Origin of the sequence: Streptomyces sp. NPDC045470 (genome assembly GCF_040646595.1) — a bacterium.
GTDB lineage: Bacteria > Actinomycetota > Actinomycetes > Streptomycetales > Streptomycetaceae > Streptomyces.
Genome location: NZ_JBEZAN010000009.1, coordinates 203,348 through 219,639 on the forward strand (window position 1 = coordinate 203,348; position 16,292 = coordinate 219,639).

Consider the following 16,292-nt stretch of genomic DNA (forward strand, 5'->3'; position numbering starts at 1 on the left):
GGTGGGAAAGTTGCCGCAGGCACCTCTTCCCCCTTCGGCAGACGCGCACCCATGCATCACCCCCAGGAGTGACGGAGAAACGTGCCTGCATTGCCCCGAACGGCGTCGGCGGTATGTCGGCGCACTGGCTGTGCACGCCCCCGCCTGGCGGCGGTCCACAGCGGAACGGCGTTCCGGCGTAGGGCGCTTCGGGCGCTCCCGTGCGTCCCGGGCCAGTCGTAGGACCCGGGACGCGCGGGGCCGTCAGCCTCCCGCCGCCGCTCCGGCGGCGATGACCTCGCGGTTGACGGCGCGGATGCGGGCGGGGTCGACCTTGAGCTCGCGCCGGTCGTACGTCCAGAATCCGTTGAGTTCGTTCTCCAGGTCGGAGACCTGCGTGTAGACCGAGCCGGACAGTTGCTCGCCTGCCTGGCGCAGGTAGTACCGCCGGGTGTTGTCGACGTACTTCCGGGTCAGCGCCTCCGGGTCGGCCACCCCGCTGTAGATCACGGTGGGGGTGCCGGGCCACATGTGGCCGGGGGTGCGCAAGGTGAAGCCGCCGTGTTCGCCGTCCATGGCGGCCCGGCGGTCGTCGGGTGCGGGCGGGTCGACGTTGTTGTAGTCATGGTGATCGATGATGTCGCCCTTGCCCGAATCTCCCTTGGAGTCGCAGCAGTTGACGCCACTGTGCGCGTTGACGACGCGTGTGGGGTCGGTCGCCTTGACGGCCTCGGCGAGCCGGCCGGTGGCGGCGCGGTCCCACTCGCCCCAGCCCTCGTTGAAGACGACGTAGCCGCCGACAGCCGGTGAGTTGTGCGTCTGCTTCATCATCTCCTTGCCCTGGTCGGTGAACGCCTGCTGCCCCCGCTCGTCGGTGATGGTGCCGGAGACGAAGTCCTGCCACACCAGCAGTCCGATGCGGTCCGCGTGGTAGTACCACCGGGGCGACTCGACCTTGATGTGCTTGCGCACCGCGTTGAAGCCGAGCCGCTTCTGTCCCTCCAGATCGAAGCGGAGCGCGGCGTCGCTGGGCTGGGTGTGGAGGCCGTCCGGCCAGAAGCCCTGGTCCAGCATGGCGAGGGAGAAGAAGGGCCTGCCGTTCAGGACGAGCTTGGGGTGGCCGCCGACCTTCTGTACGCCGATGGAGCGCATCCCGAAGTAGCTCTTGACGGAGTCCTTCGGCCCACCGTCGCGCAGGGTGACTTCGAGGTCGTACAGGTAGGGGTCGTCCGGCGACCACAGGTGCTGGTTCCGCACCTTCAGGTTCAGGCTGGTGTTGGCCGCTCCGGTGACCCTGCCGACCACCCGCCCCTTCTTGTCACGCGCCACGGCCGTGACCTTCGCCCGCGAGGAAGCGTTGTGGGACTCCGCCGTCACCTTGAGAGCGCTGCTGCCGATGTCGGGAGTGCTGACGATCCTGTCGACGGCCGTCCTGGCGACGGGTTCCATCCAGACGGTCTGCCAGATGCCGGAGGACTGGGTGTAGAAGATGCCCCCGGGGTGCGGCGTCTGCTTGCCCTTCGGCTGGTTGGCGCCGCCGGTGTCGGTGACGCCGACGATGATCTCCTGCTGGCCGCCCTTCTTCAGCGCGTCGGTGATGTCGGCGCTGAATCCGGTGTAACCGCCGGTGTGCCGGGCCACCTGCTTGCCGTTGACCCATACCCGCGCCTCGTAGTCGACGGCGCCGAAGTTGAGTTTGAGGCGTCGCGCGTTGCCGACGTGCCAGCTCTTGGGGACGGTGACGAGCCTGCGGTAGAACATGTGGTCCTCGTGCCGCTCGATCCCGGAGAGCTGCGACTCGACGGGGAACGGCACCGTGACCGTTTCGGCCAGCCGCTTGCCGAACGGGGGCTGCTCGTCCTTACGGGCGCCGGCGAACTCCCAACGGCCGTTGAGGTTCTGCCACGCCGCCCGCTTCTCCTGCGGGCGGGGGTACTCGGGCAGCGGGTTGTTCGGATCGATCTTGTCGCCCCACTCGGTGGTCAGCCGGTGGGTGGAGAGGTTCCCGACAGCGCGGATCACCACGGGGACGGGCTTCCCGCCGCTGGTGAGCCCGCCCTTGCCGTCGTAGCCGAAGCGCACCCGCTGCCCCTTCTGGACGGGCCCGGCCAGTGTGAGGACCACGGAGCGCGGGTCGTCCCCGTCCCCGACGACCGACTCCACAGGCATCTGCGTGGTGTCGACCTCCAGCATCAGGTGGTCCTTGAGCGCCTCGGCCCCATGGACCTCGCCCTCGAACGTCGCCCGCAGCCGGCGCCCGTCGGCGCCGACGGTGAGGTCCACCGGATACGGCTCGAAGCCGTCCGGCAGGGTGAAGGCCGACTCCGGGACCGGCTGCCTCTTGACGTCCGGACTCTGCCAGCTCAGCACCATGTTGGAACCGCCGGTGTCCTGGAACATCTCGAACCGGAAGTCGTACTGCCGGCCGGCGGTGAGTTCGAGGGGTTCGCTCTTGACTTCGACGTCCCAGTCGGGCAACCAGTGGTCGATGACCGGCTTGCCGTCGATGAAGAACCGGAAGCCGTTGTCCCCCTTGGCGAAGAAGGTGAACTTCCCGCTCTCGGGCACCTCGATCCTGCCGCTCCACCGCGCCGTGGTGTGTTCGGTGCGCCCGGTGGCGAAGCGGAAGACGGAGCTCAGGTCCGGGAAGTCGACGGCCGGTTCCACGGTCGTCCCGCCGAGCTCGGCGAAGTCGCGGGCACCGGGCGCGGACATCCGGAAGTACTCGCCTTTGAGGCCGTGTTCGTCCGCGCTCGGGGTTTCCGCCGCCCGCGCGGGCGGCGCGAGGCTGCTGACGGGCAGCGATACGGCGAAGGCGAACAGTAATGCGCTGAACAGCAGGTGGGAGAAGGAGCGCCGAGGGCGCCTCATGCGGTGTCTCCAGTGGGGACCTCTGACACGCGGGCTCAGGCCACGCGAAGAAGGAAACATAGTCAAACAGTTAGACACACTCCGCACCGCAAAACAACAGTTCTACACGGCAATTGCCCAGCCGGGCACCGCTCATCGAGGCCGACCAGTCGCCAGTCACCGGATACCGGACGCCGGACGCCGGATGCAAGAGTGCCGCCTTGCCCGTACCACCGGGGCGGTACGGGCAAGGCGGCAAGACGGCAACGTGCCGAGCCGTGTCGGTCGGACGACGTACGGCTAGCGGGCGGCGGACGAAAGACGGCCGGCGGCGAGCTGCCACTCTCGGTGCAGGGTGCCCAGCGGGATGCGCTTCTGGAAGAGCGGGGTACCGAAGACCGTCAGCTGGGTCTGGAGCGAACCCGACAGATCCAGTCCTCCGAAAGCCTTCCAGTCGGCCGTGGCGGAGCCCTTTCCGTCGGAGGAGCCGGCGATCACGGCACCGCCTTCACCGCGCAGATACGGAGCGAGGTCGGCGCTCACCCCGGCCATGCCGTACAGGCCGACGCCCGCTTCGGCGCCGAGCGCGGCCTTGACGCGGCCCGCTGCCGTCACGGTGGCCTGCACCGGGGTGGCGGTCAGGCCGGATTCGCCGACCGGCTTCCAGCCTTCGGCCCAGGTGTAACTCCCACCGACCCGGAAGCCGCCCTTGAGGTCCTGCTTGACATCGACACTGATCCTGCCGTCGGCCTCCACCGCGAGATAGCAGGTGAGATCGAGGTTGACGACGACGGGTACCGGGCCGACCTGGATGACCGGGTCCGCGTGCAGCTTGGCGAACGGCATCCGCAGCGGCTTGTCCTTGCCGGTCGACGCGGCGGCCTGACCCTTGAACCTCCACTGGGAGGACCAGTCACCCGAAAGTCCGATGTACGCGCCGCGGGGAGCCGTGCCGGTGGCGGTGCCGGAGTCGGCGGAGTCCGCGTGGGTACGGTTGCCGTTGTAGCCGAACTCCACCTTCGGGGAGAGCTGGACGAAGCCGGAGACCGAGGCGGCGGCACTGGCCGGGGCGCCCTCGGCGGTGGCGACCGACGCGCCGACGTCGAGGCGCAGACTGCCCAGGGGCAGCGTGGCGCCATGGGGGCCGAACCGGCGCTCGCCGTTCTTCGCCCAGGACACCTTTACGCCCTTGACCAGCGGCTCGACCGAGATGCCCGCCGGATCGACGGGCACCTTCCCGTCCGCCTCGTCCTTGCCCAGCAGCGCGTCGAGCGTGGCTGGGGCGGTGTTGACCTCCGTGCCCTGGCGCGTCGTGGCCAGCACCTTGGTGACCTTGGCCAGTACACCGTCGGGGGCGCCGGGGGCGGGCGCGCTCGCGATGACGTCACCGACAGCCACAGCCGAATTCTTCCCGGGAGCGGGAGCGGTGGGCTTGGGCAGCTCGGGAAGCTTCCGGGGCCGCCCCTCGGAACCGGAATCGGGACCGGAACCGGCATCGGCGGAAGGCACGAGGGCGGATGACGTGGGGGTGGACGAGGGCGCAGAGGCGACCGGAGGCTTCTTCGGGGAGACCGCCGCCGGGCCGGCGATGACCGCGCGCCCGCTGTGGCGGTCGTACGAGGCGACCCGCAGCGAGGACTTGTGCGCCACACGCCCGTCACGGGAGGGACGTGCCACGGCGGTGGCGCCGGCCGGAGTGGACGGCGCCGGGGCCGCGGTGACCGGCAGCCGCCGCCCGCCGCCTGCGCTGCCACCCTTGGCAGTGTCGGCCGCAGCGTCCAATTCGGCGGCCGGGGCCGCGGCTTTCTCACCGCCGTCACCGGTACCGGCGGCCTCGGCGGCACCACCGGCGCCACCGGCACTGCCGGATTGCCCGCTACCGGCCGACGAACACCCCGCGGCCAGCAGGGAGATGGTGGTCAAGGCAGGTATGAGTGCCTGCTTGGTGATCTTGTGCAAAGTGGGCCCTAGGGGACGTGGGGTGGGGTACGCCACGACGGAGTCGGCTCCGTGGGCAGCGCCTCACGACGACAGGACGCTCGCGACGATGCGCGAAACGGATCTGCGTGATCATGCCATGACTCCGACGTACGAGGGAATCGCCCCCTGCCCAGCGATTGGCCCGTACCAAAGACCATGTTTCACAATAAACAAATGTCGCGCCTTTACCCGCCCCGGCGCTCACCTCATCCCCTCCCCCATCAAGCCACGCGCTCAGGGGCGTTGGCGGGAAACTGAGCAGGGTCGCGTGCTACGGCAAGACAAGAGACACAAGGCCGTACCCCCAGAGAAAAAGCCTCCAGGGATACGGTGGTTGCCTTGGTGAACCGAGTCGAACATTCAATGGGTGCGGGTGCTGACTTTGTCGAGAATCCCGTCGGCGGGTTCCGTCAGAGCGGCGGAAAACTCCCCGCCACGCCGCACCCGTCAACAACCGGCCGTGCCCCACACCCACCACAACCAGCCCTGACCCACACCTGTCACCATCATCCCTGGCCCACCCCCGCCAACACGACCCCAGGCCCCGGCGCACGTCAGGGAACAGGCGGCCGGCTGGGCGCCGGACAGGTGGGCTCGTACTGCTCGATCAGCCGTAAGGTGTCCCCGAGCCCCCGGACCAGCAGCGAGCCGACCGTCTCCCGGTCCAGTTCCTGCCGTGCGATCCATTCGAGGGTGACGCCCTCGACGCTGGAGAGCCAGCCGACCAGCGCCGTACGGGCCAGTGCGGGGATGTCCTCACGGCCCCAGGCAGCGTGCGCGATGGTACCGAGCAGCCGTTCCCGGACCTCCGCCCGGATCGCGAGCACCTGCGCGTCGAAGCCGACGCCGCCCGTGACGATGGCGCGGTAGGCCGCCTGGTGGTGCTGGGCGTAGCGCAGATAGCCGTCGATCGTGTGCTGGACCCGCTCCACAGGCGGCAGGTCGTGGGTGCTCGCGGCGCGCCGGACCAGTTCCGCGACGGCGTCCTCGATGATGGCGAGGTAGTAGCCGCGCTTGTTCTTGAAGTAGTAGTAGATCAGGCCCTTGGCGACACCGGCCTGGCGGGCGATGTCGTCCATGGACAGGGCGTCGTAGGAGGTGTCGGCGAACAGTCTCCTTCCGGTGGCGATCAGTTCGGCACGACGTGCCTGCGAACGCTCGGTGACGCGGGCGACCCGTGGGACACCGGGTCCGCGCTGTTGACTATTATTCAATTCGAGCCCTAGTCTCCAACTGCCGCGGATTTTCCGCAGTATGGCAGAAGTACGCCACCTGCGGCTTCGTCCCGTGGCAGCTCCACCAGGCACTTCCCTCGCGCGCTCGCACGTGTCCACGGCTGCGCACGGCAGCCGTCCCATCGCTGCCCCGGGGAGGAAGCAGTGAGCAAGAAAAGGCGGCCGTTGCCGCAGGGACGCACCTCCTGGAAGAAGACCGCGGTCACGGCGATCCCCGCGGTGCTCGCGGTCGGCGCGATGGCCTCGGTGATGGCCGAGGGCGCACTGGCCGCGTCGTTCGCCGTATCGGGCACCAACTTCCAGGTCTCGTCGGGCAAGCTCACCAGCCAGGGGCTGGCCTCGTACGTACACACCGACCGCGACGTGGGAGGCAAGGGCCACCCCGTCGCGCTGCTCGGGCTGGGCAAGGCCACACTGAGCGACATCTGTCAAGCGGCCGAGGTCAAGACACCGCTGGGCACCGTGGTGTTCAAGCTGACCGCCGGCGGCGACGCCGGGCAGGTCACCGCCGACAGCCTCGTCATCGACGCCGAGGACCTGGTGGGCGACGCGCGCTTCGGTACGGCGCAGATCGGGCGGGACGCCTCCACCCTCGACCAGGTGCCCGGCGTCCAGGGCGAGAAGGGCAAGTTCGGCCTTCAGGCCGGGGACATCGAGGTCGCCGGGGTCAGATCCCACGCGTGGTCCGCCACCGGCGGCAACTTCCGCCTCAAGGGTCTGCGGCTGGACGTGAGTCTGGACGGCAAGAAGTGCTTCTGACCACCCGGCGCCCGGCCGTCCGGCTCCCCTGGCCCGAGCGGCGGGCGGCGTTCCGCGACTGGCGGCGGACCCGGCCGTTCTGGGCCGGGCTGCTGCTGATCCTGGGCGGCGCGGAACTGCTGCTCGTACCGCTGTCGCCGCTGACCGTACTGATCAGCCTCGGCCTGGGCGGGCTGGCCGCGATCGGCATCGGGCTGGCGCTGATCGTGGCCGGGCTGTTCCTGTGGCTGCGCCCGGCAGCGCACCATTACGTGAGTCTGCACGCGCTGATCCTGTCCGTCCTGTCCTTCGCCGCGACCAACCTGGGCGGCTTCCTGCTGGGGATGGGGCTGGGCATCGCGGGCAGCGCGATGGGGTTCGGGTGGACGCCGCTGCGGGAGGAGGCGGAGGAGAACGAGGAAGATGAGGGGGACGGAGACGAGGGGGACGGGAGACCCGCCTCGCCCCTCCCGCAGAAGGACACAGCCGCGCCCGGCACGGACGACAAGGATGACAAGGGCCGGAACAGAACACTCGCCGTAACACTGCCGTTCGTCCTGATCGCGGCTGTCGGCACCCCCGCCGAACCCGCGCACGCGGCGGCGGCCGGTATCCCCGCCCCGCCCGTCCCGCCGACGGTGACCACGACCATGTTCGCGCCGAAGGGCTTCATGCTGGCCGGTGTCACCGAGGTGCAGACGGCGGACGGGCCGGTCAGGGCGATGGTCCTCCGTATGAAGGCCGCATCCCTCACGGACTACCGGCTGACCACCCGTGACGCGGGCGGCCCACAACTCAGCCTCGGCGCCCGCAGCCTGGATCTCAGCGGCAATGTGACGCTCTACCTCACCAAGTTCAGCGGCTGTCTGGAAGGGCTGATCTGTCTGACCTTCACCCCGGACACCCTCCCGGTGCCGCCCGTCGTGCCGCCTTTCGTCTTCATGACCGACGTGGACGCCGAACAGGCCCTGGTCACCTCCGACCTGATCGTCGCGGACGGACTGACCCTCGACGCCGGGCCGACAGCGGGGCCGGGAACCGGACCGGGAACGGGGACGGAAGCCGAGCCGGGAGCGGGGACGGCATGATCGGACTGCCGGCCGCGCTGTTCTGGGCGTACGCCATCGGCTCGACGTTCGCGCTCTCCGCCGCCCGGCAGCTACAGTTCCTCGAACGCCGAGCCGCCGACCGCACCGGGCTGCCCGCACGGCTCGCCCCGCGTCTCGTCAGCCGCGCCGCGAACCCGTACCTGTGTCTGACGCTCCTGTACGCGGCGGTGCTGCTGGTGCCCACCGGCCTGTTCCTGATGTGGCAGAACCCGTCCTGGGCGACGATGCACATCGCCGACGGGCACCGCGGCGTCTGGGCGGGCTTCCCCCTCCTCTACGCAGGCGGCGTCGTGATCGCAGCCCTTCTCGGCTTCCTGCTCGCGCAGGCACTGTGCCTGGTCGGCGCGGGCTACTGGGCGTACCTGAACTGCGTCGGCGGCTCCTTCCTGCTCTTCGGCACCCTCGTACACGGCTGGGACGGCCAGGGCTACCGCCGCTTCCTGACGACGGACGGCGCCGCGCTGCGCGCCTGGCCGGAGGAGAGCGTCGTCAACAACGTCCTGCGCTTCCTCACCTCCGGCACCTTCCTCACCCTCCTGTTCCTCGGAGCCGCCGTCATCGGCACGATGCTGCTGGTGGAGATCGGCTGGCTGGCCGAAGGGTGGCTCCTGCCGGGTGGTGCCCAGGACCGCAAGGTCCCGCGCCTCCTCGCCGTAGCCGTCGCGGGAGCCGGTCTCTACGGGCTGCCGCTGGCCGGCGCCGTCCTGGCGAGCACGCTGGTCCGCTTCCTCGGCTACCCCGTCGGCCTCACGGCCTTCGCCGCCGTGGCAGGAACGCTTCTCCTGCCGCGCCGCTCCCCCGTCCGCGGGCTGTACGGGCTGGTGGGCCTCCCGAAAGCGCATTGGCGGGCCACGTCGGACCTCGTTCCCGCGAGCCGGGCGGCCCCCACCTGACCGTACGCACGGCCCCGGCCCGCAACCACGACATCGCCCCCGCCTCCCCCGGCCCTGCCCCCGGCCTTTACTGCGCCACCCCGTACGAGCACCATCGGCGTACGGGACGGGGGCAGGAACCGCAACGGAGAGGTGACGCGTGGTCAACCCTTGGCTGGCGATGGGGACGGGAACCGACCCCGCGGAGCACACCCGCACCCTGCGGCACGCCCACGAGACGTTCCTGGCGGGCGGGCCGGTGGCGCAGCCCGTGCGCCAGGTGGTGGCCGACTCCTGGCGCCGGTCGGCGTCCGCGCGCGCGACACTCGACGGGCCCGCGCCGATCGACCTCGACGAGCCGGAACTGCGCGCCTACCGCGACGGACACCCGCTGGCCCGCGCCATGCCCGTCTTCCGCGACCTCCTGGGCACCATCGCCCACGACGGCGCCCACGTCCTCGCCGTCTGCGACCCGCAGGGCCGGATGCTCTGGGTCGAAGGTCACCCGGGCGTCCGCCGCCATGCGGAGCGCATGAACTTCGTGCCCGGCGCGCGCTGGGACGAACGGCACGCCGGTACGAACGCGCCCGGCACCGCGCTGGCCGCCGACCACGCCGTACAGATCTTCGCGACCGAGCACTACAACAAGCGCGTACAGCAGTGGACGTGCGCGGCGGCGCCCCTGCACGACCTGCGGACGGGGCGGCTGCTGGGCGCCGTGGACATCACCGGCGGCGACCACCTAGCCAGCCCGCACAGCCTGGCCCTCGTCCAGGCCACCGCCCGTGCCGCCGAAGCACACCTGGCCTCGTACGCGAAGTACGCGAAACACCCGGCACCCGCGGTACACCTGACCGTGCTCGCCCGGGACGAGGCCCTCCTCACCACCGACGGCCGGACCCTGCGGCTCGGCCGCCGGCACAGCGAGATCGTCCTGCTGCTGGCCCGGCACCCGGAAGGACTGACAGGCGACCAACTGGCCACGCTGCTCTACGGCGAACGTGACGTGCGGCCGGTGACGCTGCGCGCGGAGCTGTCCCGGCTGCGCCACGTCGTGGGTCCGCTGCTCGCCTCACGCCCGTACCGCCTGACCAGAACCGTCGAGACGGACGCGGACGCCGTGGAGACGGACCTGACCGCCGACGACCTGCCGGCCGCGCTCCGCGGCTACCGCGGCCCTCTTCTCCCCCGCTCCGAGGCCCCCGGTGTCCGCCGCCTCCGTTCCCTCCTCGAAGACCGGCTACGGCGCTCCGTCCTCACCCACCGCACTCCGGAAACGTTACGCCTGTGGGCCGACACCCCCTGGGGCGAACACGACCTGGAGGTCTGGGAGGCCCTGGCGGCCACCGCCCTGCCCGGAGACACCGGACCGGCCTCCACCGCGACACGGCTCCGCACGGCGTACGCGCTCCCGCCGCCCTCGCAACGTCCCCGCAACGCTCCCGCCCCTAGCCTGCGCACCGGCGCCCCGCCGCGGGAGCGGGGGCGCGACCGACCCGACAGCGATGGGGAGCTCTCATGGCCCGTTACGCGAACCCTGGTGCCGCCGATGCCGTGATGGCGTACCGGCCTCGCTACGACCACTGGATCGGCGGCGCATACGTACCGCCCGCCAAGGGGCAGTACTTCGAGAACCCGACCCCGGTCACCGGGCAGCCGTTCACCGAGATCGCCCGCGGTACGGCCGAGGACGTGGAACGCGCCCTCGACGCCGCCCACGCCGCCGCGCCCGCCTGGGGACGTACCTCGCCCGCCGAACGCGCCCGGATCCTCAACAAGATCGCCGACCGTATGGAGGACAACCTCCAGTCCCTCGCGGTCGCCGAAACCTGGGAGAACGGCAAGCCCGTCCGCGAGTCGCTGGCCGCCGACCTCCCCCTCGCCATCGACCACTTCCGCTACTTCGCCGGCGCCGTCCGCGCCCAGGAGGGCAGCCTCTCCCAGCTGGACGACGACACCGTCGCGTACCACTTCCACGAGCCGCTCGGCGTCGTCGCCCAGATCATCCCCTGGAACTTCCCGATCCTCATGGCCGCCTGGAAACTGGCCCCCGCCCTCGCCGCGGGCAACGCCGCCGTCCTCAAGCCCGCCGAGCAGACGCCCGCCTCCATCCACTACTGGATGAGCCTGGTCGCCGACCTGCTGCCGCCCGGCGTCGTCAACATCGTCAACGGCTTCGGCGTGGAGGCCGGCAAGCCCCTCGCCGCCAGCCCGCGCGTCGCGAAGATCTCCTTCACCGGCGAGACCACGACCGGCCGCCTGATCATGCAGTACGCCTCGGAGAACCTGAAGCCGGTCACCCTCGAACTGGGCGGCAAGAGCCCCAACCTGTTCTTCGCCGACGTCTCCGCAGCCGACGACGACTTCCTCGACAAGGCCCTGGAAGGCTTCACCATGTTCGCCCTCAACCAGGGCGAAGTCTGCACGTGCCCCTCCCGCGCCCTCATCCAGCAGGGCCACTACCAGGACTTCTTGGCCGCCGGCGTCGCCCGCACCGAACAGATCGTCCAGGGCCACCCCCTGGACACCGACACGATGATCGGCGCCCAGGCATCCAACGACCAGCTCGAAAAGATCCTCTCCTACCTCGACATCGGCCAGAAGGAAGGCGCCCGCGTCCTCACCGGCGGCACCCGCGCCGAACTCGGCGGCGAGCTGGAAGGCGGCTACTACGTCCGCCCCACCATCCTCGAAGGCACCAACGACATGCGCGTCTTCCAGGAGGAAATCTTCGGCCCGGTCGTCGCCGTCACCCCCTTCACCGACTTCGACCACGCCATGACCCTCGCCAACGACACCCTCTACGGCCTCGGCGCCGGTGTCTGGACCCGCGACACCAACACCGCCTACCGCGCCGGCCGCACCATCCAGGCCGGCCGCGTCTGGACCAACTGCTACCACGCCTACCCGGCCCACGCCGCCTTCGGCGGCTACAAGCAGTCGGGCATCGGGCGCGAGACGCACAGGATGATGCTGGATCACTATCAGCAGACGAAGAACTTGCTGGTGTCGTATTCGCCGAAGAAGCTGGGCCTCTTCTGAGCCCATGAAAGAGGCGCCTGACCTGGGCTTATGCCCGTCAGGCGCCTTCCGCTGGACTCACCCAGAGCCAGGCCCGGTTTGCGCTACACCTCCCAGTTCCTCCCACCGCCACACCCGTCCTGACCAGCTCTTCCGGACCAGTCACGGACCAAAACCGCGCTTCACCCCGCAGGAGCGCCTCCTCCGCTTAGTACTCCAGCAGCGGATCGTGTCCTGAGGTGCGTTTTCGGTAGTGGCAGCGGCGGGCGACGGCTGGGTCGCTGCTCGCCCTGGCACTCCGGTGGCCGACTCACTCCCCGCAACCTGGGAGTCGAGGTGACAGAGAGCAGAGCATTGTCGATTACGGATATAAAATTTGGGCTTCGCAGCCAAAGTTCGCATGATTCAGCTATTTAGATGCTTTTATTCATTCTCTAGATTGTGCCGGTGCGTCGCCCTTCCCTACATTGAGGGGTATCAGGTGGAAAATCTCTCCACCTGAAAACCGAACTAAGTGCACCATGCGCACCACGGACACTGCACGGACCTTCCTGGTCGCGGCGATCGCCGTGGCCGGCCTCGCCCTCACTCCCGCCCTCGCCTTCGCCCAGCCCGGTACGGGCGGCGCACCGACCCGCACCGCTGCGGGGGCCCCGGCGCCAACGGGGTCGGAACCCCCGGGGGCATCGGCGGCACCGGTGACGCCGCGGGTGCCAACGGCAACGAAGGCACCGGAGGTGCCGGAGGCAACGCCACCGGTATCGCAACCGTCGGCGGGCCAACGGCCATGGCGGCAACGGCGGCTATGGCGGTGCGGTCAAGCTCGGCGGCACCGGTGGCAAGGGCGGTGTCGGCGATGCCGGCGCCGGTATGGCCGGCGGCAAGGGCGGCCACAGGGGTGCAGCCGTCGTCGCCGGCGACCACACGGGCGGCAAGGGCGGCGACGCCGGGGGCGCGGCCAGCCCGGTGTTGCCCCGGTAAGCCCGGAGGCAACGGCACCGACGCCACGGCGTTCGCGGACGGCACCACCGGCTCCACCGGCGCTGCTGGCAAGACCAACTGCCCTGCTGAACACCTGCGGTGAGCGGTTCGCCGCAGGAGGACAGTAGCTCCGGCCCGGAGCTACGCACCGGGTGACTGCTGCGCACTGACGGGTAGCCGACGGAGTGCGGGCCCCGACAAGCGCCCGGCTGAGATCTCTTAGCTGGGCGCTTCCGTCGTATGCGATATGCACGCACACTGGCCCGTGCGGCCAGAGGCCCCGGTGCCGACTCGCAGCTCAGCGTCCGTGGGCCTCTCACGCCGGTGTCCTGATATCAGGGTCTCTGACGTGGGCTTACGCCAGGCTGTGTGTCGCAGCGGGTGCGAGGTACCCGGAACGCGAACCGCAAAGGCGCAGGACACTTTCGCGCGAGTCGCCACTCGGTGAGGCAGATGACGGGCGCGGGTCGCGGAGCCTGCAGCTCCGGCTGGTACACGCCGCGCTCCTCTCGACGCGGCCGGCGAGCGACAAGGTGGAAGATCTCATGGTGCCCGTACCGGGTACCGCAGGTGCGGCACTTCTCGCCGGGGATGGTGAGGGCGACACGGAGGGTAGCGCCGCACTGGCAGGCGACCCGTACCCGGCGTTCTGCTTGTTCACCGGCTCGCCGGGCCCGTCGATGAAGACGTTGACCCGGCTGCCGACTCGCACGACGTGTCCTGCGCCTTTGCCGTCCGTCTCCCGGGCGCCTCGCACACGCCGCGCCCCACGATCCGACCTACGCGCAGGCCGGAGACCCTGGCGCCAGGACACCGAAATGAGAGACCCGCGGCCGCTGATCCGCGAGTCGGCACCCGGCATCTGCCATTTCCAAGATCCCCGACAGCGCCAGGCTCTGACTGTGACGGCGGACTTTCGATGTGTCTCGTGGTCCCTGACTGCTTAAGGGGTCTAGGACACTTGGCCGACTCCAGCCCCATTTCCGGCCCGAGCGTCCCCGGCCACACACTGTCACGGCACACCCAACAGCGGGTCCGCCTGCCGTGGCGCACCCTCGTCGGACCGGTAGATGCCCGCGGCCTCGTCACCGGCCCAGACGGCGGCGGACGTGGCGCACGAGCCTCGGAGACCTGGAGGAACCTCGCCTCTGCTGCGCTATGCACCTGATTCATAGTCTGCCACGGCCAAGTACCACTACTGCGCCACAGTCACTGGCACGCGACCCTCCCGCATGAGGAGACACCGCACCCATCGGAAACACCACGACACCAAATGGTCACGCTTCCCCCGCAGACAAACAGCATAGAAACAATTATGCAATCTTTCGCTCGGGTGCACTACTTCATATTAAATGACTTCTCCATTTTCCATTGCGCATCACAGGTGACTCACAGCTAGCCTTTGACATGCGCCTCCGCTCTTCGGTTCCAGGTTCCCGACGGGCCTGGACGCGGGCGACCACGAGTCGGCGCGCCGACAGGTGGCCATTCCTGGAGAGCGGCGCTCACCACATCGAGGAGACGTCATGAAGAAGGCTTACGAAGCCCCGACGCTCGTACGACTGGGTTCATTCCGGCAGAAGACCGGGCTGCTCGCGCGGCACGGAAACGACCGTCTCGTTCTGAGCAAGAACTGACGGTCCACGGCTCGTTGAATCGAAGCCATGACTGAATCGCACGAAAGTGCGGGTCCGGGCCGCGGCGACGCGCATTTCGCGGTTTTCACCGACCGCGAGGACGCGGCTGCCGCGGCCCGCTCCGTCACCCGCCCAGGAGCCCGCGTCCTCCCGCACCCCTCGGGGCGGCCCTGGCTGGTCGGCCGGTGGCACGACGAGGAGATCGTGGCCGCCCGTGTGGGGACGGCCGCCGTCGCGGCGGTCGGTTGCTGCCCGCTCGACACTGCCGAACTGGAGCGCCGGGCCGGACGGTTGCGGGACCTCGCCGACCTCGACGTTCTGGCACGCACGCTGCCCGGCAGCTGCCACCTCGTGGCGGTACTCGACGGCCGGATCAGGGTGCAGGGAACCGCGTCCGGCCTCCGACTGGTGTTCCACGCCGCCATCGGCGGTGTGCAGGTGGCAGCTACCCGGGCCGATATTCTCGCTGCCGCGCTCGGCACCGGGCCCGATGAGGAGCAGTTGGCGGTCCGGCTGTTGTGGCCCGTCCCGCATCCGCTGTGCGAGACGTCAGTCTGGCGTGGGGTCACCGCCGTGCCTCCGCAGGACGCGCTGATCATCTCGGCGGACGGGCGTACGTCACGCCGGTCGCGCTGGTGGACACCGCCTGAGCCGGACCGACCGCTCGCCGAGAACGCGCCCCTCGTCCGCGAGGCACTCACCGAGGCCGTCGATGCCCGTACGCGGCACGGCGGCGTGGTCAGTTGCGACCTGTCGGGCGGCCTGGACTCCACGTCCATCTGTTTCCTGGCGGACCGGTCGCCGTCCCGGGTGGTGGCCAGCACCTGGCCGGGGCGCGATCCCGCCGACACCGACCTGTACTGGGCCGAACAGGCCGCCACGTTCCTGCCCGATGTCGAGCACGTGGTGTGGGACGCTGATGCCTCCCCGCTGGTCTACACCGACCTGCTCGGTATCGACGATCTGCTGGACGAACCGACTATCGGTGTCATGGATCGGTCACGGGTCCTGCATCACCTGCCGGGCCTGGCGCGGCGGGGCAGCCGGCTGCATCTGACCGGCATCGGAGGCGATAACGTGGCCTGGTGCTCCGAGGCGTACTACCACCGGTTGGTGCGGACCCGCCCGCTGTTCGCACTGAAGCAATTGCGCGGTTTCCGGGCGCTGTGGCAATGGCCTCTCGGCGGCACGGTGCGCGCCCTCGCCGACACCCGCCCGTACGGCAAGTGGCTGGCGGACTCCGGCCATCGCTTGCGTGACCCGCTGCCCACGTCTGTCAGCAGCGGTCTCGGCTGGGGCGTGCCACCGCGCCTTTTCGACTGGGTCACCCCCGAGGCCGAGCGGATGGCCGAACAGGCACTGGGCGCGGCCGCCCAGTGTGCGGTGCCCCTGCATCCGGACCGCGGCCTGCACACTGATCTGGAACAGATCCGGTCCTGCACACGCATCGTCCGGCAATGGGACCGCATGGCGGCCGGGGCCGGGCTGCCCATGGCCTCACCGTTCTTCGACGACCGTGTGATCGAAGCGTGCCTCGCGGTGCGCCCCGGCGAACGGGTGTCCCCCTGGCGGTACAAACCCCTTCTGACCGCCGCCATGCAGGGAGTCGTACCGCAGATCTGCCTGCAGCGCACCAACAAGGCCCAGGCTTCCATGGACGCCTCCAACGGGCTGCGGGAACACCGCGGTGACCTGATGGCGCTGTGGGAGAACTCGCACCTGGAGCGCCTGGGCCTGGTGGACGGCGCCGTTCTGCGCCGGCTTGCGCAACGTCCCTCCGCGCCAGGACTGAGGGACGCGATCCTGTACTCGACCATCGCCTGCGAAGTGTGGCTGCGCGGCCTCTCACAGGTCACAGCAGGCCAGGCCGGTACGGCTCGCTAGCGCACT

Annotated in this window: 9 protein-coding genes and 1 pseudogene; 7 read left to right on the forward strand and 3 right to left on the reverse strand. The window is 69.9% G+C overall.

Annotated features, from left to right (window positions below):
* Window positions 1-249 precede the first annotated feature (249 nt).
* From AB0A97_RS24790 to AB0A97_RS24800, 3 genes and pseudogenes are all read right to left on the reverse strand, one after another.
* A pseudogene (locus tag AB0A97_RS24790) lies at window positions 250-2,850 on the reverse strand (PA14 domain-containing protein); the annotation flags it as partial.
* Between the two features lie 279 nt (window positions 2,851-3,129).
* The gene (locus tag AB0A97_RS24795; protein ID WP_361153780.1) at window positions 3,130-4,788 is read right to left on the reverse strand and encodes a hypothetical protein; all 1,659 of its coding nucleotides are present in this window, start codon (window positions 4,786-4,788) and stop codon (window positions 3,130-3,132) included.
* Between the two features lie 575 nt (window positions 4,789-5,363).
* A complete protein-coding gene (locus AB0A97_RS24800; protein WP_361153783.1) occupies window positions 5,364-6,023 on the reverse strand; it encodes a TetR/AcrR family transcriptional regulator in 660 nt (219 codons plus the stop codon).
* A gap of 165 nt (window positions 6,024-6,188) precedes the next feature.
* Here AB0A97_RS24800 and AB0A97_RS24805 point away from each other — a divergent pair, with 165 nt between their 5' ends.
* The 7 genes from AB0A97_RS24805 to AB0A97_RS24835 all read left to right on the forward strand — a co-directional run bounded on the left by AB0A97_RS24805 (window position 6,189) and on the right by AB0A97_RS24835 (window position 16,286).
* A complete protein-coding gene (locus tag AB0A97_RS24805) occupies window positions 6,189-6,803 on the forward strand; it encodes a DUF6230 family protein (RefSeq protein ID WP_361153785.1) in 615 nt (204 codons plus the stop codon).
* A complete protein-coding gene (locus AB0A97_RS24810) occupies window positions 6,794-7,870 on the forward strand; it encodes a DUF6114 domain-containing protein (RefSeq protein WP_361153788.1) in 1,077 nt (358 codons plus the stop codon). The genes AB0A97_RS24805 and AB0A97_RS24810 overlap by 10 nt, the downstream gene beginning before the upstream one ends.
* The gene (locus AB0A97_RS24815; protein WP_361153790.1) at window positions 7,867-8,784 is read left to right on the forward strand and encodes a hypothetical protein; all 918 of its coding nucleotides are present in this window, start codon (window positions 7,867-7,869) and stop codon (window positions 8,782-8,784) included. Before AB0A97_RS24810 ends, AB0A97_RS24815 begins: the two co-directional genes overlap by 4 nt.
* 139 nt (window positions 8,785-8,923) lie before the next feature.
* Window positions 8,924-10,321 carry a GAF domain-containing protein gene (locus tag AB0A97_RS24820; RefSeq protein ID WP_361153793.1) on the forward strand — a complete coding sequence of 466 codons (1,398 nt, stop codon included), beginning with the start codon at window positions 8,924-8,926 and terminating at the stop codon, window positions 10,319-10,321.
* Window positions 10,282-11,805, forward strand: coding sequence for an aldehyde dehydrogenase (gene adh / locus AB0A97_RS24825; protein ID WP_361153796.1), 1,524 nt, complete (start codon window positions 10,282-10,284; stop codon window positions 11,803-11,805). The genes AB0A97_RS24820 and adh overlap by 40 nt, the downstream gene beginning before the upstream one ends.
* Window positions 11,806-14,291: 2,486 nt before the next feature.
* Window positions 14,292-14,402, forward strand: coding sequence for a keywimysin-related RiPP (locus tag AB0A97_RS24830; RefSeq protein WP_361153799.1), 111 nt, complete (start codon window positions 14,292-14,294; stop codon window positions 14,400-14,402).
* Between the two features lie 27 nt (window positions 14,403-14,429).
* The gene (locus AB0A97_RS24835; protein ID WP_361153801.1) at window positions 14,430-16,286 is read left to right on the forward strand and encodes a lasso peptide isopeptide bond-forming cyclase; all 1,857 of its coding nucleotides are present in this window, start codon (window positions 14,430-14,432) and stop codon (window positions 16,284-16,286) included.
* Window positions 16,287-16,292 lie beyond the last annotated feature (6 nt).

Excerpts from the sequence above, each read along its gene's own strand:
- AB0A97_RS24815 (WP_361153790.1), top strand. The coding sequence starts at position 7,867 with ATGATCGGACTGCCGGCCGCGCTGTTCTGGGCGTACGCCATCGGCTCG.
- adh (WP_361153796.1), top strand. The coding sequence starts at position 10,282 with ATGGCCCGTTACGCGAACCCTGGTGCCGCCGATGCCGTGATGGCGTAC.
- AB0A97_RS24830 (WP_361153799.1), top strand. The coding sequence starts at position 14,292 with ATGAAGAAGGCTTACGAAGCCCCGACGCTCGTACGACTGGGTTCATTC.
- AB0A97_RS24835 (WP_361153801.1), top strand. The coding sequence starts at position 14,430 with ATGACTGAATCGCACGAAAGTGCGGGTCCGGGCCGCGGCGACGCGCAT.